This is a genomic window from Nitrosomonas sp. (assembly GCF_019635155.1).
Classification (GTDB): Bacteria; Pseudomonadota; Gammaproteobacteria; order Burkholderiales; family Nitrosomonadaceae; genus Nitrosomonas.
Genome location: NZ_JAHBZY010000001.1, coordinates 68,252 through 83,389 on the forward strand (window position 1 = coordinate 68,252; position 15,138 = coordinate 83,389).

Genomic DNA, 15,138 nt, shown 5'->3' on the forward strand with positions numbered 1-15,138 from the left:
TCCGGTTGGAGTCCGGAGCTATTAACGCTGCAGCAATCCGTTGATCGCTGCAATGATATCGCCACGTTGTCGCGTTAATACTCAAAAGGTGAACCTTGTCGGTCGCAGTGCATTGACCAGCGGCGCGGTGCAGGTTTCAAACAGCGTGGTGGTTGTGAATTCGCCGGGCGCCACGCAGGTGACGAGCAATGCTTCCATCACCGGATCGTCGCCGACAATCGCAAATAACCGGCCACCGGGGTTCAGGCTGTTCTGGAAAGCTTCCGGCAGCACCGGTGTCGATGCGGTTAATACAATGACATCGTACGGCGCATACTGAGGCCACCCAAGCGCGGCATCACCATGTGCGAGCGTGACGTTGGTAATGCCGTGCGCTTGCAGATTGGTTTCCGCCATTGCTTTCAATTCCGGGAAAATCTCAATGCTATAGACATGTTTGCCGCGCTCCGCCAGTAACGCGGTCATATAACCGCTGCCGCTGCCGACTTCGAGAATTTTGTCGGTTTTGCGGATATGAAGTTCTTGTACGATACGTGCTTCCATTTTCGGCGTCAGCATGACTTGGCCGTGACCGAGCGGGATTTCCATATCGACGAAAGCCATCGCGCGGCTTTCCGCCGGGACGAATTCTTCGCGCTTAAGTTTGTAGAGTAAATCCAGCACATTATCGTCCAACACATACCAAGGACGAATCTGCTGGGCGACCATATTAGACCGGGTTTGTTCGATATCCATTTCTATTTCGTATTCTTCAATTAAGGTAAGACTTGCAATTATTTCACATTTCCATTAGCTTCACAGCATCAGCTAGGGGTCCGTTTTCAGAATTCTCTGATAATCCGGTGAGAGAGTCCCTTGTTACCTGACGCGGATAATGCCGCCGTAGGGAAGCTGGGGTTTATCCTCCCGCTCTTTATGGCATTTTCTTAAGGAGCCAGTATTTTATGAGCATTACAGTTTTAAACCAAAAAAGTTTTTCCAGCGCGACCGCGCAAGTCGATGAGGCCGCCGTCAAGCCGCTGCCTAATTCCCGGAAAATTTATGTGCAAGGATCGCGTGCCGACATCCAGGTGCCAATGCGCGAAATCCGCCTGACCGATACCCATACTTCTGCGGGCAGTGAAAAAAATCCGCCGATTTGGGTTTACGATACTTCCGGGCCTTATACCGATCCTGCCGCCACTATCGATATCCGTTCCGGTTTGGCGCCATTGCGTGAGCCGTGGATTACCGAACGTCAGGATACCGAGGTATTGTCAGGACACAACTCCGCATACAGTCAAGCGCGCCTGCAAGATCCGAAACTGGCGGAGATGCGCTTTAATTTGCAACGATTGCCAAGATGTGCAAAACCGGGCATGAATGTGACGCAGATGCATTATGCCCGCCGCGGCATTATTACACCTGAAATGGAGTTTATCGCGCTTCGCGAGAATCAGCGTGTTGAAGCATTCAGCGCGCAACACCACGAACTATTGACACGCCAGCATCCAGGGCAGGATTTTGGCGCTTCGTTGCCGAAGACAATTACCCCGGAATTCGTTCGTTCAGAAGTGGCGCGAGGGCGCGCCATCATTCCGGCGAACATCAACCATCCGGAATCGGAGCCGATGATTATCGGCCGTAACTTCCTGGTCAAAATCAATGCCAATATCGGTAATTCGGCGTTGGGTTCGAGCATTCAGGAAGAAGTGGAAAAAATGACCTGGGCGATCCGCTGGGGCGGCGACACGGTGATGGATTTGTCCACCGGTAAAAACATCCACGAAACGCGCGAATGGATTATCCGCAATAGCCCGGTGCCGATCGGCACGGTGCCGATTTATCAGGCATTGGAAAAAGTCGACGGGCGCGCCGAAGAGTTGACTTGGGAAATATTCCGCGATACGTTGATCGAACAGGCCGAGCAAGGCGTTGATTATTTCACCATTCATGCCGGCGTGCGCCTGGCGTATGTGCCGATGACCGCAAAACGCATGACCGGTATCGTGTCGCGCGGCGGTTCCATCATGGCGAAATGGTGTTTGGCGCATCATCAGGAAAGTTTTCTGTACACGCATTTCGAAGACATCTGCGAGATCATGAAAGCCTACGATGTCAGCTTTTCTCTCGGCGACGGCTTGCGCCCCGGCTCGATCTACGATGCCAATGATGAAGCGCAATTTGCCGAATTGAAAACGCTCGGTGAATTGACGCAAATCGCCTGGAAGCATGATGTGCAGACCATGATCGAAGGTCCCGGGCATGTGCCGATGCACTTGATTAAAGAGAATATGGAATTGCAATTGAAATATTGCGACGAAGCGCCTTTCTATACCTTGGGTCCGTTGACGACCGATATTGCACCGGGTTATGACCATATCACCTCGGCCATCGGCGCGGCGATGATCGGCTGGTACGGCACCGCAATGTTGTGTTATGTCACGCCGAAGGAACATTTGGGCCTGCCGGACAAGGACGATGTCAAGGACGGCATCATTACGTATAAAATCGCCGCGCATGCCGCCGATCTGGCGAAAGGCCATCCTGGCGCGCAAATCCGCGATAACGCCTTGTCCAAAGCGCGTTTTGAATTCCGTTGGGAAGATCAATTCAACTTAAGTCTCGATCCCGACAAGGCACAACAATTCCACGACGAAACCCTGCCGCAGGAAGGTGCCAAAGTCGCGCATTTCTGTTCCATGTGCGGGCCGCATTTCTGCTCAATGAAAATTACGCAGGATGTGCGCGATTATGCCGCCAGCCAAGGCGTTGCCGAAGATGCTGCATTGACGTTGGGAATGGCGCAAAAATCGGCGGAATTCAAAGAAAAAGGCGCAGAGATCTATAACAAGTTGTAATCGAGTAATTTCAACAATTCCAATCAAGAGCCAATTACGCCGATGGAGCCATTATTATTGTTAAAAGCGCTGATCTTGGGCGTGGTGGAAGGTCTTACCGAGTTTTTACCGATTTCGTCGACCGGACATTTGATTTTGTTCGGCGACTTGCTCGATTTCAACGATGAAAGCGCCAAGGTTTTTACCATTGCGATCCAGTTAGGTGCGATTCTGGCTGTGTGCTGGGAATATCGCGGCAAGATCATTGAAGTGGTGCGCGGCATTGGTACTAGTCCATCGGCTAATCGTTTTATTATCAATATCATGATCGCGTTTTTACCTGCCGCGATCCTTGGGTTGTTGTTCATCAAAACGATTAAGTTTTATTTGTTTCACCCAATTCCGGTGGCTACTGCGTTGATCGTGGGTGGTTTGCTGATTTTGTGGGCGGAGCGCAGACAGCATACGATCGAAGTGGAGCGTGTCGACGACATGGATTGGAAACATGCCTTGAAAGTCGGTTGTGCTCAATGTTTGGCGTTGATTCCCGGAACCTCGCGTTCGGGTGCTACGATTATCGGTGGTTTGCTTTTTGGTTTGTCACGCAAAGCTGCAGCGGAGTTTTCTTTTTTTCTGGCGATTCCAACTATGTTCGCCGCGACGTTCTATGATTTGTATAAAAACCGGGAATTATTGGATTGGAGTGACTTAAGTTTGATCGCAGTGGGTTTTGTCGCTGCTTTTTTAAGCGCATTAGTTGCCGTGCGTGCGCTGTTAAAGTTTGTCAGCAATCACGACTTTACGATTTTTGCTTGGTACCGTATTGTTTTTGGCATTGTGATCTTAGCGACCGCATATACCGGCGTGATCGGTTGGTCGGAGATGTAAGTGGAAGTTATCGTTCGTATAAAAATGAAATAAGTTTGTGATTGATACTGACCGGATGTAAATTCAATCATTTTGCGATTACCGGCTAGTGAGTAGTTTGACTGTCGATCCGGCTTTCAGTACAGTCCTCTGAGGAAAAACAGGTTTGTTTTTCCAACAACTTGGAGGTATAAATCATGAATTTTAACAAATTACTTTTTGGTATTTTTATCTTTATCGGCGGGACGCTGCCAGCTGCTGCGGACATGGCAAAATATGCTGCCCCGTTGTTGGGAAGCAGCGAAGTGCCTGCGAATGCTTCACCTGCTACCGGCTCGGTGCTGGTTACGATCGATTTTGACTTGGTGACAATGCGGGTTGAAGCGAATTTTAATGATCTGCTTGGTATCACAACTGCGGCGCATATCCATTGTTGCATCGATCCGGGGTCTAACGTCGGTGTTGCAACCGAACTTCCGTCGTTTACCGGTTTTCCACTTGGCGTGACATCAGGATCGTATGATCATACGTTTGATATGTCTTTGGCATCAAGCTACAACCCGGCTTTTATAACCAACCACGGCGGCACGATTAGCTCGGCTTTCAACGATTTAGTCGCCGGTCTTGATGCGGGAAGAGCCTACTTGAACATTCACACGAATTTATTTCCTGGAGGGGAGATACGAGGATTGTTGAGTCCCGTGCCGGAACCTGAAAGCTATGCATTACTGCTGACCGGCCTTGGGTTTTTGACAATCTTCGCACGTCGAGCCAAACGTGAAATTGTTCGAGTTTGAGTTGCTGTTGACTGAAACCAATGCGGCTTTTTATGTTTTGAGAACAAAACTGCCGGAATTAGGACAAGTGTACTAGCAAACCGGGAGGGCTAATCTATTGCGTAAAATTGTTCCCGTCGATATTGTTATTGAAGGGTGAACTTTTTATGTTGATTTTTAATAAAACAAATATCAGCGGCATTTTTCGAGTTGTTAGCTCAAAAGAAATTTGGATATTGCGTGGATGGAATCCAAAGCAGGATTTATTCAAATTTGATCAAGAATGAAAAGGGGTAATATCTGTGCAATATGGCACAAGGTTTACTGCACCGGCACTTGAATCCGATACCTGGGCGTTGTTGCTCACGGGATTAACGCTGATTGGAGTGGTAGTGTGTCGCCGTTTGAAGTTTGCTGGTTTACTGTTTCATTCAGCCGTCACGGCCGGTATCAAAGGCATGACGGCTGAATTCCATCCACCCTGGAACCGGTGCATGTCCGCACCGGTTCTCCCTGAAGTTAGCTTTACCATTAAATGTGCTTTTCAGGATGTTGATTTTCATGAGAAAATAATTTTTCAAGAATGATAGTAGAAGTTGCTGAATTAACGAAAAAGCATGGGTGCGCGTGATATAAAAGACGGACGGCGGCGGATTGGAACAACCGATTCCGAAACAAAGCATGTTGAGCAGCTGAAAAAGCTCTATGAGTTGAGCATGACGCTGTCGAGTAATCCTACCGATATCTTTAAGCATATCGCTCGCATGATTGCTGAATTGTTTGATGTTCGCGTGGTTTGTCTATCGGAGATTAGAGGCGATCAGCTTTACTTTATCGCTGTGTATGTCGACGGGAATGTTTTTCTGGATGCAGGGCAATGCCCTTTGGCGATTACCCCTTGTGCAACCGTTGAACTGAGCAAGGATATCCGCGTCTACGACCGCGTCAGTGAGCTTTTTCCCGAAGCTTCGTTTTTACAAGAGCATAATGCTCTCGCTTATTGCGGCTTTCCCGTGCTGGACAATCATCAGAATGTGATTGCTATTACCTGCTTGCTGGACGATAAGCCGCATGAATTTACCGATGAGGATCAGGAATTATTGCGTATTTTCGGGCAGCGGATTTCAATGGAGCTTGAACGTCAGCGGCATATCAACGAACACCTCAAATCGGAAGAAAATTTGCATCAGATGCAGGCGATGATGTTCCAGACCGAACAATTAGCGGGAATCGGGAGCTGGGAATGGAATATCCCTGAAGGCATCATTCACTGGTCGCCGGAGATGTATCGTTTGCATCAGATCGATCCAGTAACGCATCCTACGTTAACGCCTGAAATGGCAATTTCAAAGATCGATCCGGCTGATTTGGAGCAGGTGCAAACAAACATAACGCAAGCATTGGTGCATGGTGTTTGGGAGCCGATTGAGTATCGCTTACGACTGAAAAACGATCAGGTACGTTTAGTGAAAGCGGAAGGACTGGCGGTGCAATTCAAGCAAAGCTTTCCTACAAAACTGATCGGTTTTGTTCAGGATGTTAGCGAACTAAAAATAACGCAATTGGATTTAGAGCGGAATGTGGAGTTGTTACGCAGAGCGGAGCAACTGCAACGCGAGCAGCAACGTATGAGTGCGTTGCTGTCGGCTATGAATATTGGTGTGTTATTCGAAGACCAGGCTGGGCGCATCGAATTCGTCAATCCGGCATTCAAATATTTATGGGAGATTTCCGATACCTTCGATCTTACAGGTTTTCCGGCTCGGGATATTTTGACGCATTCCTCTCATCGCTTGCCTTGCCCGGAGCGCGCTTCCCAGCATGCCATGCAGATGTCGAATAGTGAGCCGAGCGAGCGGTTCGAAATTGAATTGCACGATGGCCGGATACTGACGCAATTATCCTATCCGGTGACGAATTATGACGGCGCGATTTTGGGCCGCTTATGGATTTATGAAGATATTACACAAGAGCGTCAGACAGCCAAGCAATTACTCTATTTAGCCGAGCGTGATTCATTGACCGGGCTGCTGAACCGTCATCGCTTTCAAGAGCAACTTGAGCAATATTGGCGGATGGCTAAACGCCATCACATCAAATTTGCACTGCTGTATTTCGATCTTGACGAATTTAAGTATGTTAACGATACCTTCGGATATCGGGTAGGGGATACTGTTTTAGTACGCATCGCCGGTGAAATTGCATCGCTGGTTCAGTCTAGTGAGCTATTTGCCCGGTTGGGCGGGGACGAGTTTGCCATCGTGATAGAGCATAAGCAGGATGCTGAGCCGTCGATGTTGGCTGCCTATATCGTTAATGCCGTTTCGTCCGTACCGTTTCGTTTTCGCGGAGCGAATATTCGACTGACAACAAGCGTAGGCATCGCTATTTTTCCGGATCACGGTTTGGAGATAGAAGATCTGGGAGCTCACGCCGATGCAGCAATGTATCAAGCCAAATCCATGGGTAAGAATAATTGGTGTATCTACGATGTGGATCGGGATATGTCGGCCGTGATGACCACCCGGATGACTTGGAAAAGCCGGATTGCGCAAGCGCTCGAACAAAATTATTTCGAAATTCATTTCCAAGGTGTGTATGTGACGCGCAATCGCGCCTTGAAACATGTGGAAGCGCTTGTTCGCATGCGGGATCTGCAACAGCCGGATCAATTAATTATGCCGGGGCAATTTATTCCGGTGGCGGAGAAGAGCGGGCAGATCTTGGATATCGATAAATGGGTATTGCAGCGCAGTATTGAAGTGTTGGCAAAGCATGCGCAGATGCCGCCCATAGCAGTCAATATTTCCGGGCGTTCGTTTGATGACCCGTCATTGCCGCGCTTTATTCAGACACAACTGAACAAGCATCAAGTGGATCCGGGACGATTGATTATTGAATTGACCGAAACCTCCGCGGTATCGGATATTCAAGATGCGCAACGTTTTATTGAGGCGATTAATCAAGCCGGTTGCAAGGTGTGCCTTGATGATTTTGGCAGTGGTTTTTCCACTTTCAGTTATCTCAAATATCTTGGTGTAGAGATCTTGAAAATCGATGGCATGTTTATTAGGGATCTGGTTAATAATCGTGACAATCAGATTTTCGTCAAGGCGATGGTCGATGTCGCGCGTGGTTTAGGCAAGGATGTCGTGGCGGAGTTTGTCGAAGATGCCATGACGCTGGAAATGATTCAAAATCTGGGGATTCAATTTGTTCAGGGGTATTATCTTGGCAGACCTTCGCCGGAGATTATTCAATCCAAGTCATGTGACGCAGGATGAATTGCCCATTTTCAGACGCAAACGGGTGATATCGTTAATTTGAATGCGTTTGTTGTCAACGGTGATGATATTTTCATCTTGCAGCTTTGAGAAAGCCCGGCTGACCGTTTCAAGTTTAAGACCCAGATAACTGCCTATTTCTTCCCGCGTCATGCGCAGGTTGAATTCACTCTCGGAATATCCACGCATACAGAAGCGGCGCGACAAATTCAATAAAAAGGTTGCCAAGCGCTCTTCCGCTTTCATACTGCCCAGCAACAGCATTACACCATGATCCCGTACAATCTCACGGCTCATGATTTTATGAAAATGGCGCATCAGCGAAGGAATAACAAGACTGATTTCTTCAAGTTTGGTAAAAGGAATTTCGCATACTTCGCTGTCTTCAAGGGCTATCGCATCACATGTGTGAATATCCGAACTTATGGCGTCCAATCCCAATAATTCGCCGGTCATATGAAAACCGGTGACTTGCTGGCGTCCATCTTCTTCCAGTACGCAGGTTTTAAAAAAACCGCTACGAATGGCAAAAAGTGACTGAAATTTAATACCGGTCCGATGCAAATATCCACCACGCGAAATTCGGCGTTTATGACTGACGACATCGCCAAGGATATGAATTTCCTGATCGTTTAAACCTACCGGCAAGCATAGTTCACGCAAGCTGCAAGATGCGCAACTCGATCTGATGTTTGAAATATCAAGATGAGGAAGTGGAATGTCGCGAAACAAAGTATTATCCCAAAGACGAGTAAATTACATTTCAAGATGTTAATTGATCTGAATCAAACTGCTTTACTGAATCTAGCACCATAATTTTACGTGAATATTTTAGGGGATGGATATTCTTTTTTGTGAAAGCGACACCCAAGCGGATAAGTGAATATTTGAAAGGGTTCAGAATTTGCGGATTTTTAACTAATCGTTTGATTGAACGCATCTTCCAGTGAAGCGAATTGTCTAGTGCGTCCGCTATCATTTTTACAACCGACATCAAATTTGTTAGCAATCAACTCAGATCTGTTTCGTTATTTTGGTGTGGATAGCGTTGACTACCGCTTATATCCAGCGCCTGATTATTTTATCGAAGCATTTGATGTGCAGACATACCTTACTTGGCTCGGCTACCGCAAATCAGGATATCTGCGCCGACCGCTATCGCTGTATGTACATATCCCTTTTTGCAGTTCTTTGTGTTTTTTCTGCCATTGTAATCAGATCGTCTCACGAGATCGTGACTTGATTGAGAATTATCTGGATTATTTGTTGCGCGAAATCAGACTTCAAGGGCAGTACTTTAAAAATGATCCAAGAGTTGAGCAAATATATTTTGGAGGCGGTACTCCGACAGTATTGCAAGATTACCAATTAAACAATCTCATGAAGGAGATTCGCCGGCACTTTAATTTGACCGAACAGGGAGAGTTCAGTATCGAGATCGATTCACGGCTGATGGCCCATCTTTCGATGCATACGCTGAAAGAAATTGGATTTAATTGTGCCATTATCGGCGTTCAGGATTTTGATCAATCCGTACAGCAATCGATACACCGTATACAAACCGAATATGAAACACTCCATGCGATCGATGAAGCCCGGCAGGCCGGGTTTAAAACGGTGCGGGCAGAATTGATTTTCGGGTTGCCGAATCAAACGGTGGAGAAACTTGGTTATACCTTAGGAAAAATTATCGGAGCCAGTCCGGATCAAATTTGTTTGTCAAATTACAACTACTTACCGGAAAAATATAAACCGCAACGGCAGATTGATTTAGCGAATTTGCCAGGTGACGAAATCAGGCAAGACATGCAGTTGCAGACAATTAATCAATTACTGGAAGCCGGGTATGTTCATATCGGTATGAATCACTATGCGCAAAAAGGCGATTCCTTGGCCTTGGCGCAGCGTCAAGGGCGTTTGCATTATGGCTTACAAGGCTATTCCGCGTATCCGGAGAGTGATCATATTGCCATGGGCATTTCGGCCATTGGCAGCATTGGCCCGACGTTGAGTCAGAATCATTGCGATCTCACGCAATACTATGACAGGATCGAGCGGAATATACCCCCGATTATGCGTGGCATTGAGCTTAGTGCCGACGATTTGATACGCCGTTCCGTTATGCAAGCGTTGATTTGTCATTCCGTGCTTATTTTTGAATCGATGGAAACTTTTTTTCAGATTGAATTTAAAAGCTATTTTGCTACAGAATTAAAAGAGCTTTTATTTCATGAGCAGGCCGGTTTGATAACGCTCGATGATGAAGAAGTAACCGTAACACCTAAGGGTCAGCTGGTAATTGGCAGCATCTGCAAGGTTTTTGATAAATATTTGCGCAATCAACAGCAACGCCAGAATTATTCAGCCTTTATTTAAGTGTGAGGAAACTCTGAAAAATTACTGCGTGAAAATCGGACTCAAATACCCGTTTACCATTCAGCGAATTACGTTTCTTCGATTTTGCTTTTCCTAATCGCTAATCGCTGCTTTCCGAAGCTTCATTAAAGGGATATTTTCCCTGAGAATCTGTGCAATCCTCAGGGTTTCGAATTTATCTGACTTCGCTATTGGTCAGAATGTATTCAGCCAATCGATCGGCAGATTCCCCCTGGATATTTTTGAAGGCCGGCATTCTCATACTTCCACCTTGAAATTTTTTGATGATCGCATCTTTGTTCGCGACTTTTTCACTCAGTATCATAGCAACGCTTGCGCTGAGAGGTTTATGGCATTCCGTGCAAGCGGAGCTGAAAATTTGTTCTCCTGATGCATCGGCTGGCGGTGTGTAGTCTTTGCTCGCGCCGCAACCAGTCAGGATGAATAATGCTGATATGGTTAAAGCAATATTTATTTTTTTCATTTACTAACTCCAATTTATTGATTTTACTCTCTCGATAATACGTTTGAATTGTAAATCATTACATCCGTTTCCGATCGGAAATTTTGACCGGCCTTACGATTTTACCTTATCCACATTTATAGCAGCTTGTCAAACACTGTTCGGCCGTGGATAAGATTCAAAAGTTTTTTGCGCCTTATTTTTAATGATTTATTGAGAGGAGCTTTTTGACATTTTAACAACATTACTAGCATTTTATAGGTGTTAAATCGTATATGGCAATTCGCTAATTAATTACTCAGGTGTATGATATATAAGGCGAATTATAGGTACTAATAGCTCTAGGGGTATGTTCAATTATTAACAAATTCTTAACATTTAGTATGTTACTGTTCGCCTCGATCAATTTTCGCTGCAACAATTGTTGAAAAAAAGTCAAGTGCAGAAAAAACGAGACTGATTGTTTATTGATAATTTGAGCCATGATAAAGCATTTACCGACAACTGAAGATAGCAGCTTAAGTAATTCACAACTTTTTTTAGGGAGAGATGGTATGTTGAAGAAAATTAATAATTATATTTATCTGGCTGCGTTGAGTTTGTTGTTATGTAATCCTGCGGCTGCTGATAAAACTGTGGAAGATTTCCAATTTTGGGGACAAATCGCAGCGCAGGGTAATTTTGGCTTTATAAACCCTCAAAATCCCGATCTGAAAAAATTCAGATGGTGGATGGAAGGACAAGGGCGTTTTGGTAATGATGCATCGCAATTTTCGCAATCGCTGGTACGTCCCGGCTTAGGTTATGCGCTAACCGACAAAGTGGTTGTATGGGCGGGTTATGCCTGGGCACCTACGTGTGAACCCCTAAACCGTGTCGGCTGCTTTGATGAGCATCGGATCTGGCAACAAGTGACCTGGGCGGATAATTTTTCATTCGGCAGATTATCGGCGCGTAGCCGTTTTGAGGAACGGTTCTTCAATCACCAAACCCCTATCCCAGGTAACGATGATGTGGCTTATCGATTCCGCCAATTGGTTAAACTAGCGGTTCCAATGCCAGCCGTGGATCCGAATCTCAGTTTTATCGTTCAAAGTGAATTGTTTATCGCGATGAATACCGTTGACAATCCTGGTTTTATATCCCGCGGTTACGATCAGAACCGGGCATTCGTAGGGTTGGGTTACAAAGTTAACCAATATGCCACGGTTGAATTGGGGTATATGAATCAATTCATCAACCGGCCGCATAGCGCTCGCCCAGATCAAATGATGCATAACTTTGTTGCAAATTTGTTCCTGAATTTCTAGGCGTCTGATGTTTCATCACTGACTCTTTAGTATCATACAAATCGTTGTTTTAGCCGGTTAACTTCCTTGAGTTATAGGAAGCTAACCGGCTAATTCTTTATATAAACAGCGGTATCTTTTCAGTGTCAATTTTCTGTGAACTTTTAGTGAACATGATTCCGATCCGGGTTTAAGCCATTGCGCTTTGCTCGACATCCCTTGCATCGGCTATTATTAGCGGTTTGAGTAATTTTCCTGTTTTTCCACGATCAATACGGGTCTCGAACAACCATGATGCAAGAGTTTAAGCCAGGGCAACGCTGGATCTGCGATGTCGATTTACAACTGGGGCTGGGTACGGTGCAAACCGTCGAACACCGGATTGTCACCATTTTATTCAACGCGACCGGCGAAAGCCGCACGTACGCCAAACATTCCGCACCGCTGACGCGGGTGATTTTCAAATTGGGCGATCTTGTCAACAGCCAAGACGGTACCACTATGACCGTGACCGGCATGATCGAACGCAATGGTTTAGTCGTCTACACCGGTACTTGCGCGGATGGCAGCATGATGGAATTGACGGAAGACCAACTGGCGCCGCAAGTACAGTTGAACCGTCCGTCCGAGCGTTTATTCACCGGTCAGTTCGACCAGGACAAATGGTTTCGCATTCGTTATCAAACATTGTTGATCCGCAACCGGCTGGCGCAAGCGCCGCTGTATGGTCTGGTGGGTACGCGAACCAGCCTGATTCCGCATCAACTCTATATTGCCCACGAAGTGGGCCGCCGCTTTGCGCCCCGTGTATTGCTGGCCGATGAAGTCGGGTTGGGGAAAACCATCGAAGCCGGATTGATTTTGCATCAGCAATTGCTGACCGAGCGTGCCAAGCGCGTGCTTATCGTGGTTCCGGAAACTTTGATTCACCAATGGTTGGTGGAAATGCTGCGGCGTTTCAATTTGCAATTCAGTATTTTCGATGAAGAGCGCTGTTTGTCACTGGAAGCAAGCGAGGAAGACGAAGAAGGCGAAGAAGATCAGCAAGACGAAAATCCGTTTCAAAGCGAGCAATTAGTGTTATGTAGCTTGCATTTTCTATGGCAACACCCGAAACGCTTTAAACAAGCGCTGGAAGGCCATTGGGATTTGCTAGTGGTCGACGAAGCGCATCATTTGCACTGGTCGCCACAAGCTGCCAGCCCGCAATACGCTATGATCGAGCAATTGGCGGCACGCACTCCAGGCGTGTTGCTCTTAACCGCGACACCGGAACAATTAGGTAAAGCCAGCCACTATGCCCGTCTGCGCCTGCTTGATCCGCATCGTTTCAGCAGTTTTTCCGAGTTCGTTACCGAAGAGCAATCGTACGAACCGATCGCCCAAGCCGTGGAAGCCTTGCTTGAAGGGCAGAAACTGAACGATGATATCCGTCAACTGATCGCCGATACGCTCGATTCGGATCAAGCATCAGCGTTAATCGCGCAATCGCAGAATTCTTCAGCGGATCAAGCGCAGACCGGACAAGCCCGGAATCAGCTCGCGGAATTATTGCTCGACCGGCATGGTACCGGGCGCATCCTGTTCCGTAACACCCGCGCGGCGGTCAAAGGATTTCCCGAACGTAAGCTGGTCGCCAATCCATTGCCGATACCGGCGGAATATTTGCCTTGTCTGGTAACGTTTGAAACCACGCCGTTATCCAAACCGCAATTGCTGCTTTGCCCGGAACTGATTTACCAAGTGCGATCCGAAGAGGGTCAACCGTATTGGACCGAAATCGATCCGCGCGTGAATTGGCTGATCGCTACGCTCAAGCGGGTGAAGCCGGAAAAAGTGCTAGTCATCGCCGCCAACGCCCAAACCGCGCGCGATCTGGCGCAAGCGCTGAAAGAAACCACCGGGCAATTCATTCCGGTATTCCACGAAAGCATGAGCCTGGTCGAACGCGATCGTGCCGCGGCGTTCTTTGCCGACAAGGAAACCGGCGGCCAGGTGCTGATCTGCTCGGAAATCGGCAGCGAAGGCCGCAATTTTCAGTTTGCACATCATCTGGTTCTGTTCGACCTGCCGCTCAATCCCGATCTGCTTGAACAGCGCATTGGCCGCCTCGATCGCATCGGCCAGACCGACACTATTCAGATTCATGTACCTTATCTGGAAAACAGCGCACTGGCGGTGATGTTCCACTGGTATCACGAAGGCTTGAATGCATTCGAGAAAACCTGCCCGGCCGGTCAAATGGTGTTTGTCAAAGTCGAAGAGCAGCTCATCGCCGCGCTGCATCAGCGTCAAACTCAGACCGAGGCATTGAGCGAGTTGATCGGCGTCACGCAAACGGCGCATCGGGAATTGAACGATGCGCTCGACCGCGGGCGCGACAAGCTGCTCGAATACAACTCGTTCCGGCCACTTATCGCCAACCAATTGACCGGCCAAGCGCAGGCGCAAGATGACGATGCGCTGCTGCCACAGTACATGGATACGGTATTCGACTGCTGCGGCGTGCATATCGAAGACCACCGCGCCGGCAGCTTTCTGATCGAACCGAGCGAGCACATGAGCATGCCGTTTCCCGGCCTGGATGACGAAGGCTCGGTCATCACCTATTCGCGAGCCGTGGCGCTGAGCAATGAGGATGTGCATTTTCTGACTTGGGAACACCCGATGGTCACGCACGCGATGGAGCGGATTTTGAGCCACGAGAACGGCAACGCCGTGGTGACCATGATGAAACACAAACGCGTGCAGCCCGGCACCCTGCTGCTCGAAACCCTGTTCGTGCTCGAAGCGAGCGGACACAATGTGCAGCAAAGCAACCGCTACCTGCCGCCCGCGGTGATCCGCATTTTGCTCGACGAACAAGGCAGTGGCGATTATCCGTACCTCGATCACGACTCGATCAATCAGCACCTGCAACCGGTCGCAACCGGCATCGCCAAACAAGTGATCCAACTGAAAGAAGACGCGATCCGCGAATTGCTAACCGCCAGCGAACAACAAGCCAGCGCGCAAGCTCCACAACTCATCGCCGCAGCCGAAGCGCGCATCCGGCAAACCTTCGTCCCGGAAATCGAACGCCTCAAAGCCTTGCAGCAGGTCAATCCAAACGTGCGCGACGAAGAAATCCAATTCTTCGAGCGGCAACTGCAGCAACTGACCAGCGCATTGAAATCCAGCAATTTGCGGCTTGATGCCGTGCGGGTAATTGTGGCGACGTGAAGCCATCCGGTCGCACGGGGGTAACGAAAAAAGCAGTGAAAT

Annotated in this window: 11 protein-coding genes and 1 riboswitch; of the genes, 8 read left to right on the plus strand and 3 right to left on the minus strand. The window is 47.8% G+C overall.

The annotated features are described in order from the left end of the window. Nucleotides 1-81: 81 nt before the first annotated feature. On the minus strand, nt 82-735 hold the full coding sequence (locus KF839_RS00330; protein WP_292915818.1) for a protein-L-isoaspartate O-methyltransferase family protein: 654 nt from the start codon (nt 733-735) through the stop codon (nt 82-84). Between the two features lie 64 nt (nt 736-799). Next, nucleotides 800-906, plus strand: a riboswitch (TPP riboswitch). Nucleotides 907-944: 38 nt separating this feature from the next. Between KF839_RS00330 and thiC the strand changes: the two genes are divergently transcribed. From thiC to KF839_RS00355, 5 genes are all read left to right on the plus strand, one after another. After that, nucleotides 945-2,840 (plus strand): phosphomethylpyrimidine synthase ThiC, encoded by a 1,896-nt coding sequence (gene thiC / locus KF839_RS00335; protein WP_292915819.1) that lies wholly within the window; start codon nt 945-947, stop codon nt 2,838-2,840. 42 nt (nt 2,841-2,882) lie between these two features. After that, a complete protein-coding gene (locus KF839_RS00340) occupies nt 2,883-3,707 on the plus strand; it encodes an undecaprenyl-diphosphate phosphatase (protein ID WP_292915820.1) in 825 nt (274 codons plus the stop codon). 176 nt (nt 3,708-3,883) lie between these two features. Continuing rightward, a complete protein-coding gene (locus tag KF839_RS00345; protein WP_292915821.1) occupies nt 3,884-4,483 on the plus strand; it encodes a CHRD domain-containing protein in 600 nt (199 codons plus the stop codon). Between the two features lie 281 nt (nt 4,484-4,764). Beyond that, the gene (locus tag KF839_RS00350) at nt 4,765-5,049 is read left to right on the plus strand and encodes a hypothetical protein (protein ID WP_292915822.1); all 285 of its coding nucleotides are present in this window, start codon (nt 4,765-4,767) and stop codon (nt 5,047-5,049) included. A gap of 30 nt (nt 5,050-5,079) precedes the next feature. Next, the gene (locus tag KF839_RS00355) at nt 5,080-7,746 is read left to right on the plus strand and encodes a sensor domain-containing phosphodiesterase (RefSeq protein ID WP_292915823.1); all 2,667 of its coding nucleotides are present in this window, start codon (nt 5,080-5,082) and stop codon (nt 7,744-7,746) included. On the opposite strand, the gene fnr is transcribed toward KF839_RS00355, so the two are convergent. Beyond that, on the minus strand, nt 7,729-8,466 hold the full coding sequence (gene fnr / locus KF839_RS00360) for a fumarate/nitrate reduction transcriptional regulator Fnr (RefSeq protein WP_292916066.1): 738 nt from the start codon (nt 8,464-8,466) through the stop codon (nt 7,729-7,731). The two genes, KF839_RS00355 and fnr, sit on opposite strands and share 18 nt — an antisense overlap. A gap of 279 nt (nt 8,467-8,745) precedes the next feature. Between fnr and hemN the strand changes: the two genes are divergently transcribed. Then, nucleotides 8,746-10,122: an oxygen-independent coproporphyrinogen III oxidase gene (hemN, locus tag KF839_RS00365; RefSeq protein WP_292915824.1), complete on the plus strand. Its 1,377-nt coding sequence runs from the start codon at nt 8,746-8,748 to the stop codon at nt 10,120-10,122. Between the two features lie 175 nt (nt 10,123-10,297). Here hemN and KF839_RS00370 read toward each other — a convergent pair whose 3' ends face one another. Further along, nucleotides 10,298-10,606: a c-type cytochrome gene (locus tag KF839_RS00370; RefSeq protein WP_292915825.1), complete on the minus strand. Its 309-nt coding sequence runs from the start codon at nt 10,604-10,606 to the stop codon at nt 10,298-10,300. Nucleotides 10,607-11,139: 533 nt separating this feature from the next. Between KF839_RS00370 and KF839_RS00375 the strand changes: the two genes are divergently transcribed. Both KF839_RS00375 and rapA read left to right on the plus strand, forming a co-directional pair. Next, nucleotides 11,140-11,895 (plus strand): DUF2490 domain-containing protein, encoded by a 756-nt coding sequence (locus tag KF839_RS00375; protein ID WP_292915826.1) that lies wholly within the window; start codon nt 11,140-11,142, stop codon nt 11,893-11,895. Between the two features lie 270 nt (nt 11,896-12,165). Then, entirely contained in the window at nt 12,166-15,096 is a 2,931-nt protein-coding gene (gene rapA, locus KF839_RS00380; RefSeq protein ID WP_292915827.1) for an RNA polymerase-associated protein RapA, read from the plus strand. The last annotated feature ends 42 nt before the right edge of the window (nt 15,097-15,138 follow it).

Coding starts and splice junctions, on each gene's coding strand:
- KF839_RS00375 (WP_292915826.1), top strand. CDS start 11,140: ATGTTGAAGAAAATTAATAATTATATTTATCTGGCTGCGTTGAGTTTG.
- KF839_RS00370 (WP_292915825.1), bottom strand. CDS start 10,606: ATGAAAAAAATAAATATTGCTTTAACCATATCAGCATTATTCATCCTG.
- rapA (WP_292915827.1), top strand. CDS start 12,166: ATGATGCAAGAGTTTAAGCCAGGGCAACGCTGGATCTGCGATGTCGAT.
- KF839_RS00340 (WP_292915820.1), top strand. CDS start 2,883: ATGGAGCCATTATTATTGTTAAAAGCGCTGATCTTGGGCGTGGTGGAA.
- KF839_RS00345 (WP_292915821.1), top strand. CDS start 3,884: ATGAATTTTAACAAATTACTTTTTGGTATTTTTATCTTTATCGGCGGG.
- thiC (WP_292915819.1), top strand. CDS start 945: ATGAGCATTACAGTTTTAAACCAAAAAAGTTTTTCCAGCGCGACCGCG.
- KF839_RS00355 (WP_292915823.1), top strand. CDS start 5,080: ATGGGTGCGCGTGATATAAAAGACGGACGGCGGCGGATTGGAACAACC.
- KF839_RS00330 (WP_292915818.1), bottom strand. CDS start 735: ATGGATATCGAACAAACCCGGTCTAATATGGTCGCCCAGCAGATTCGT.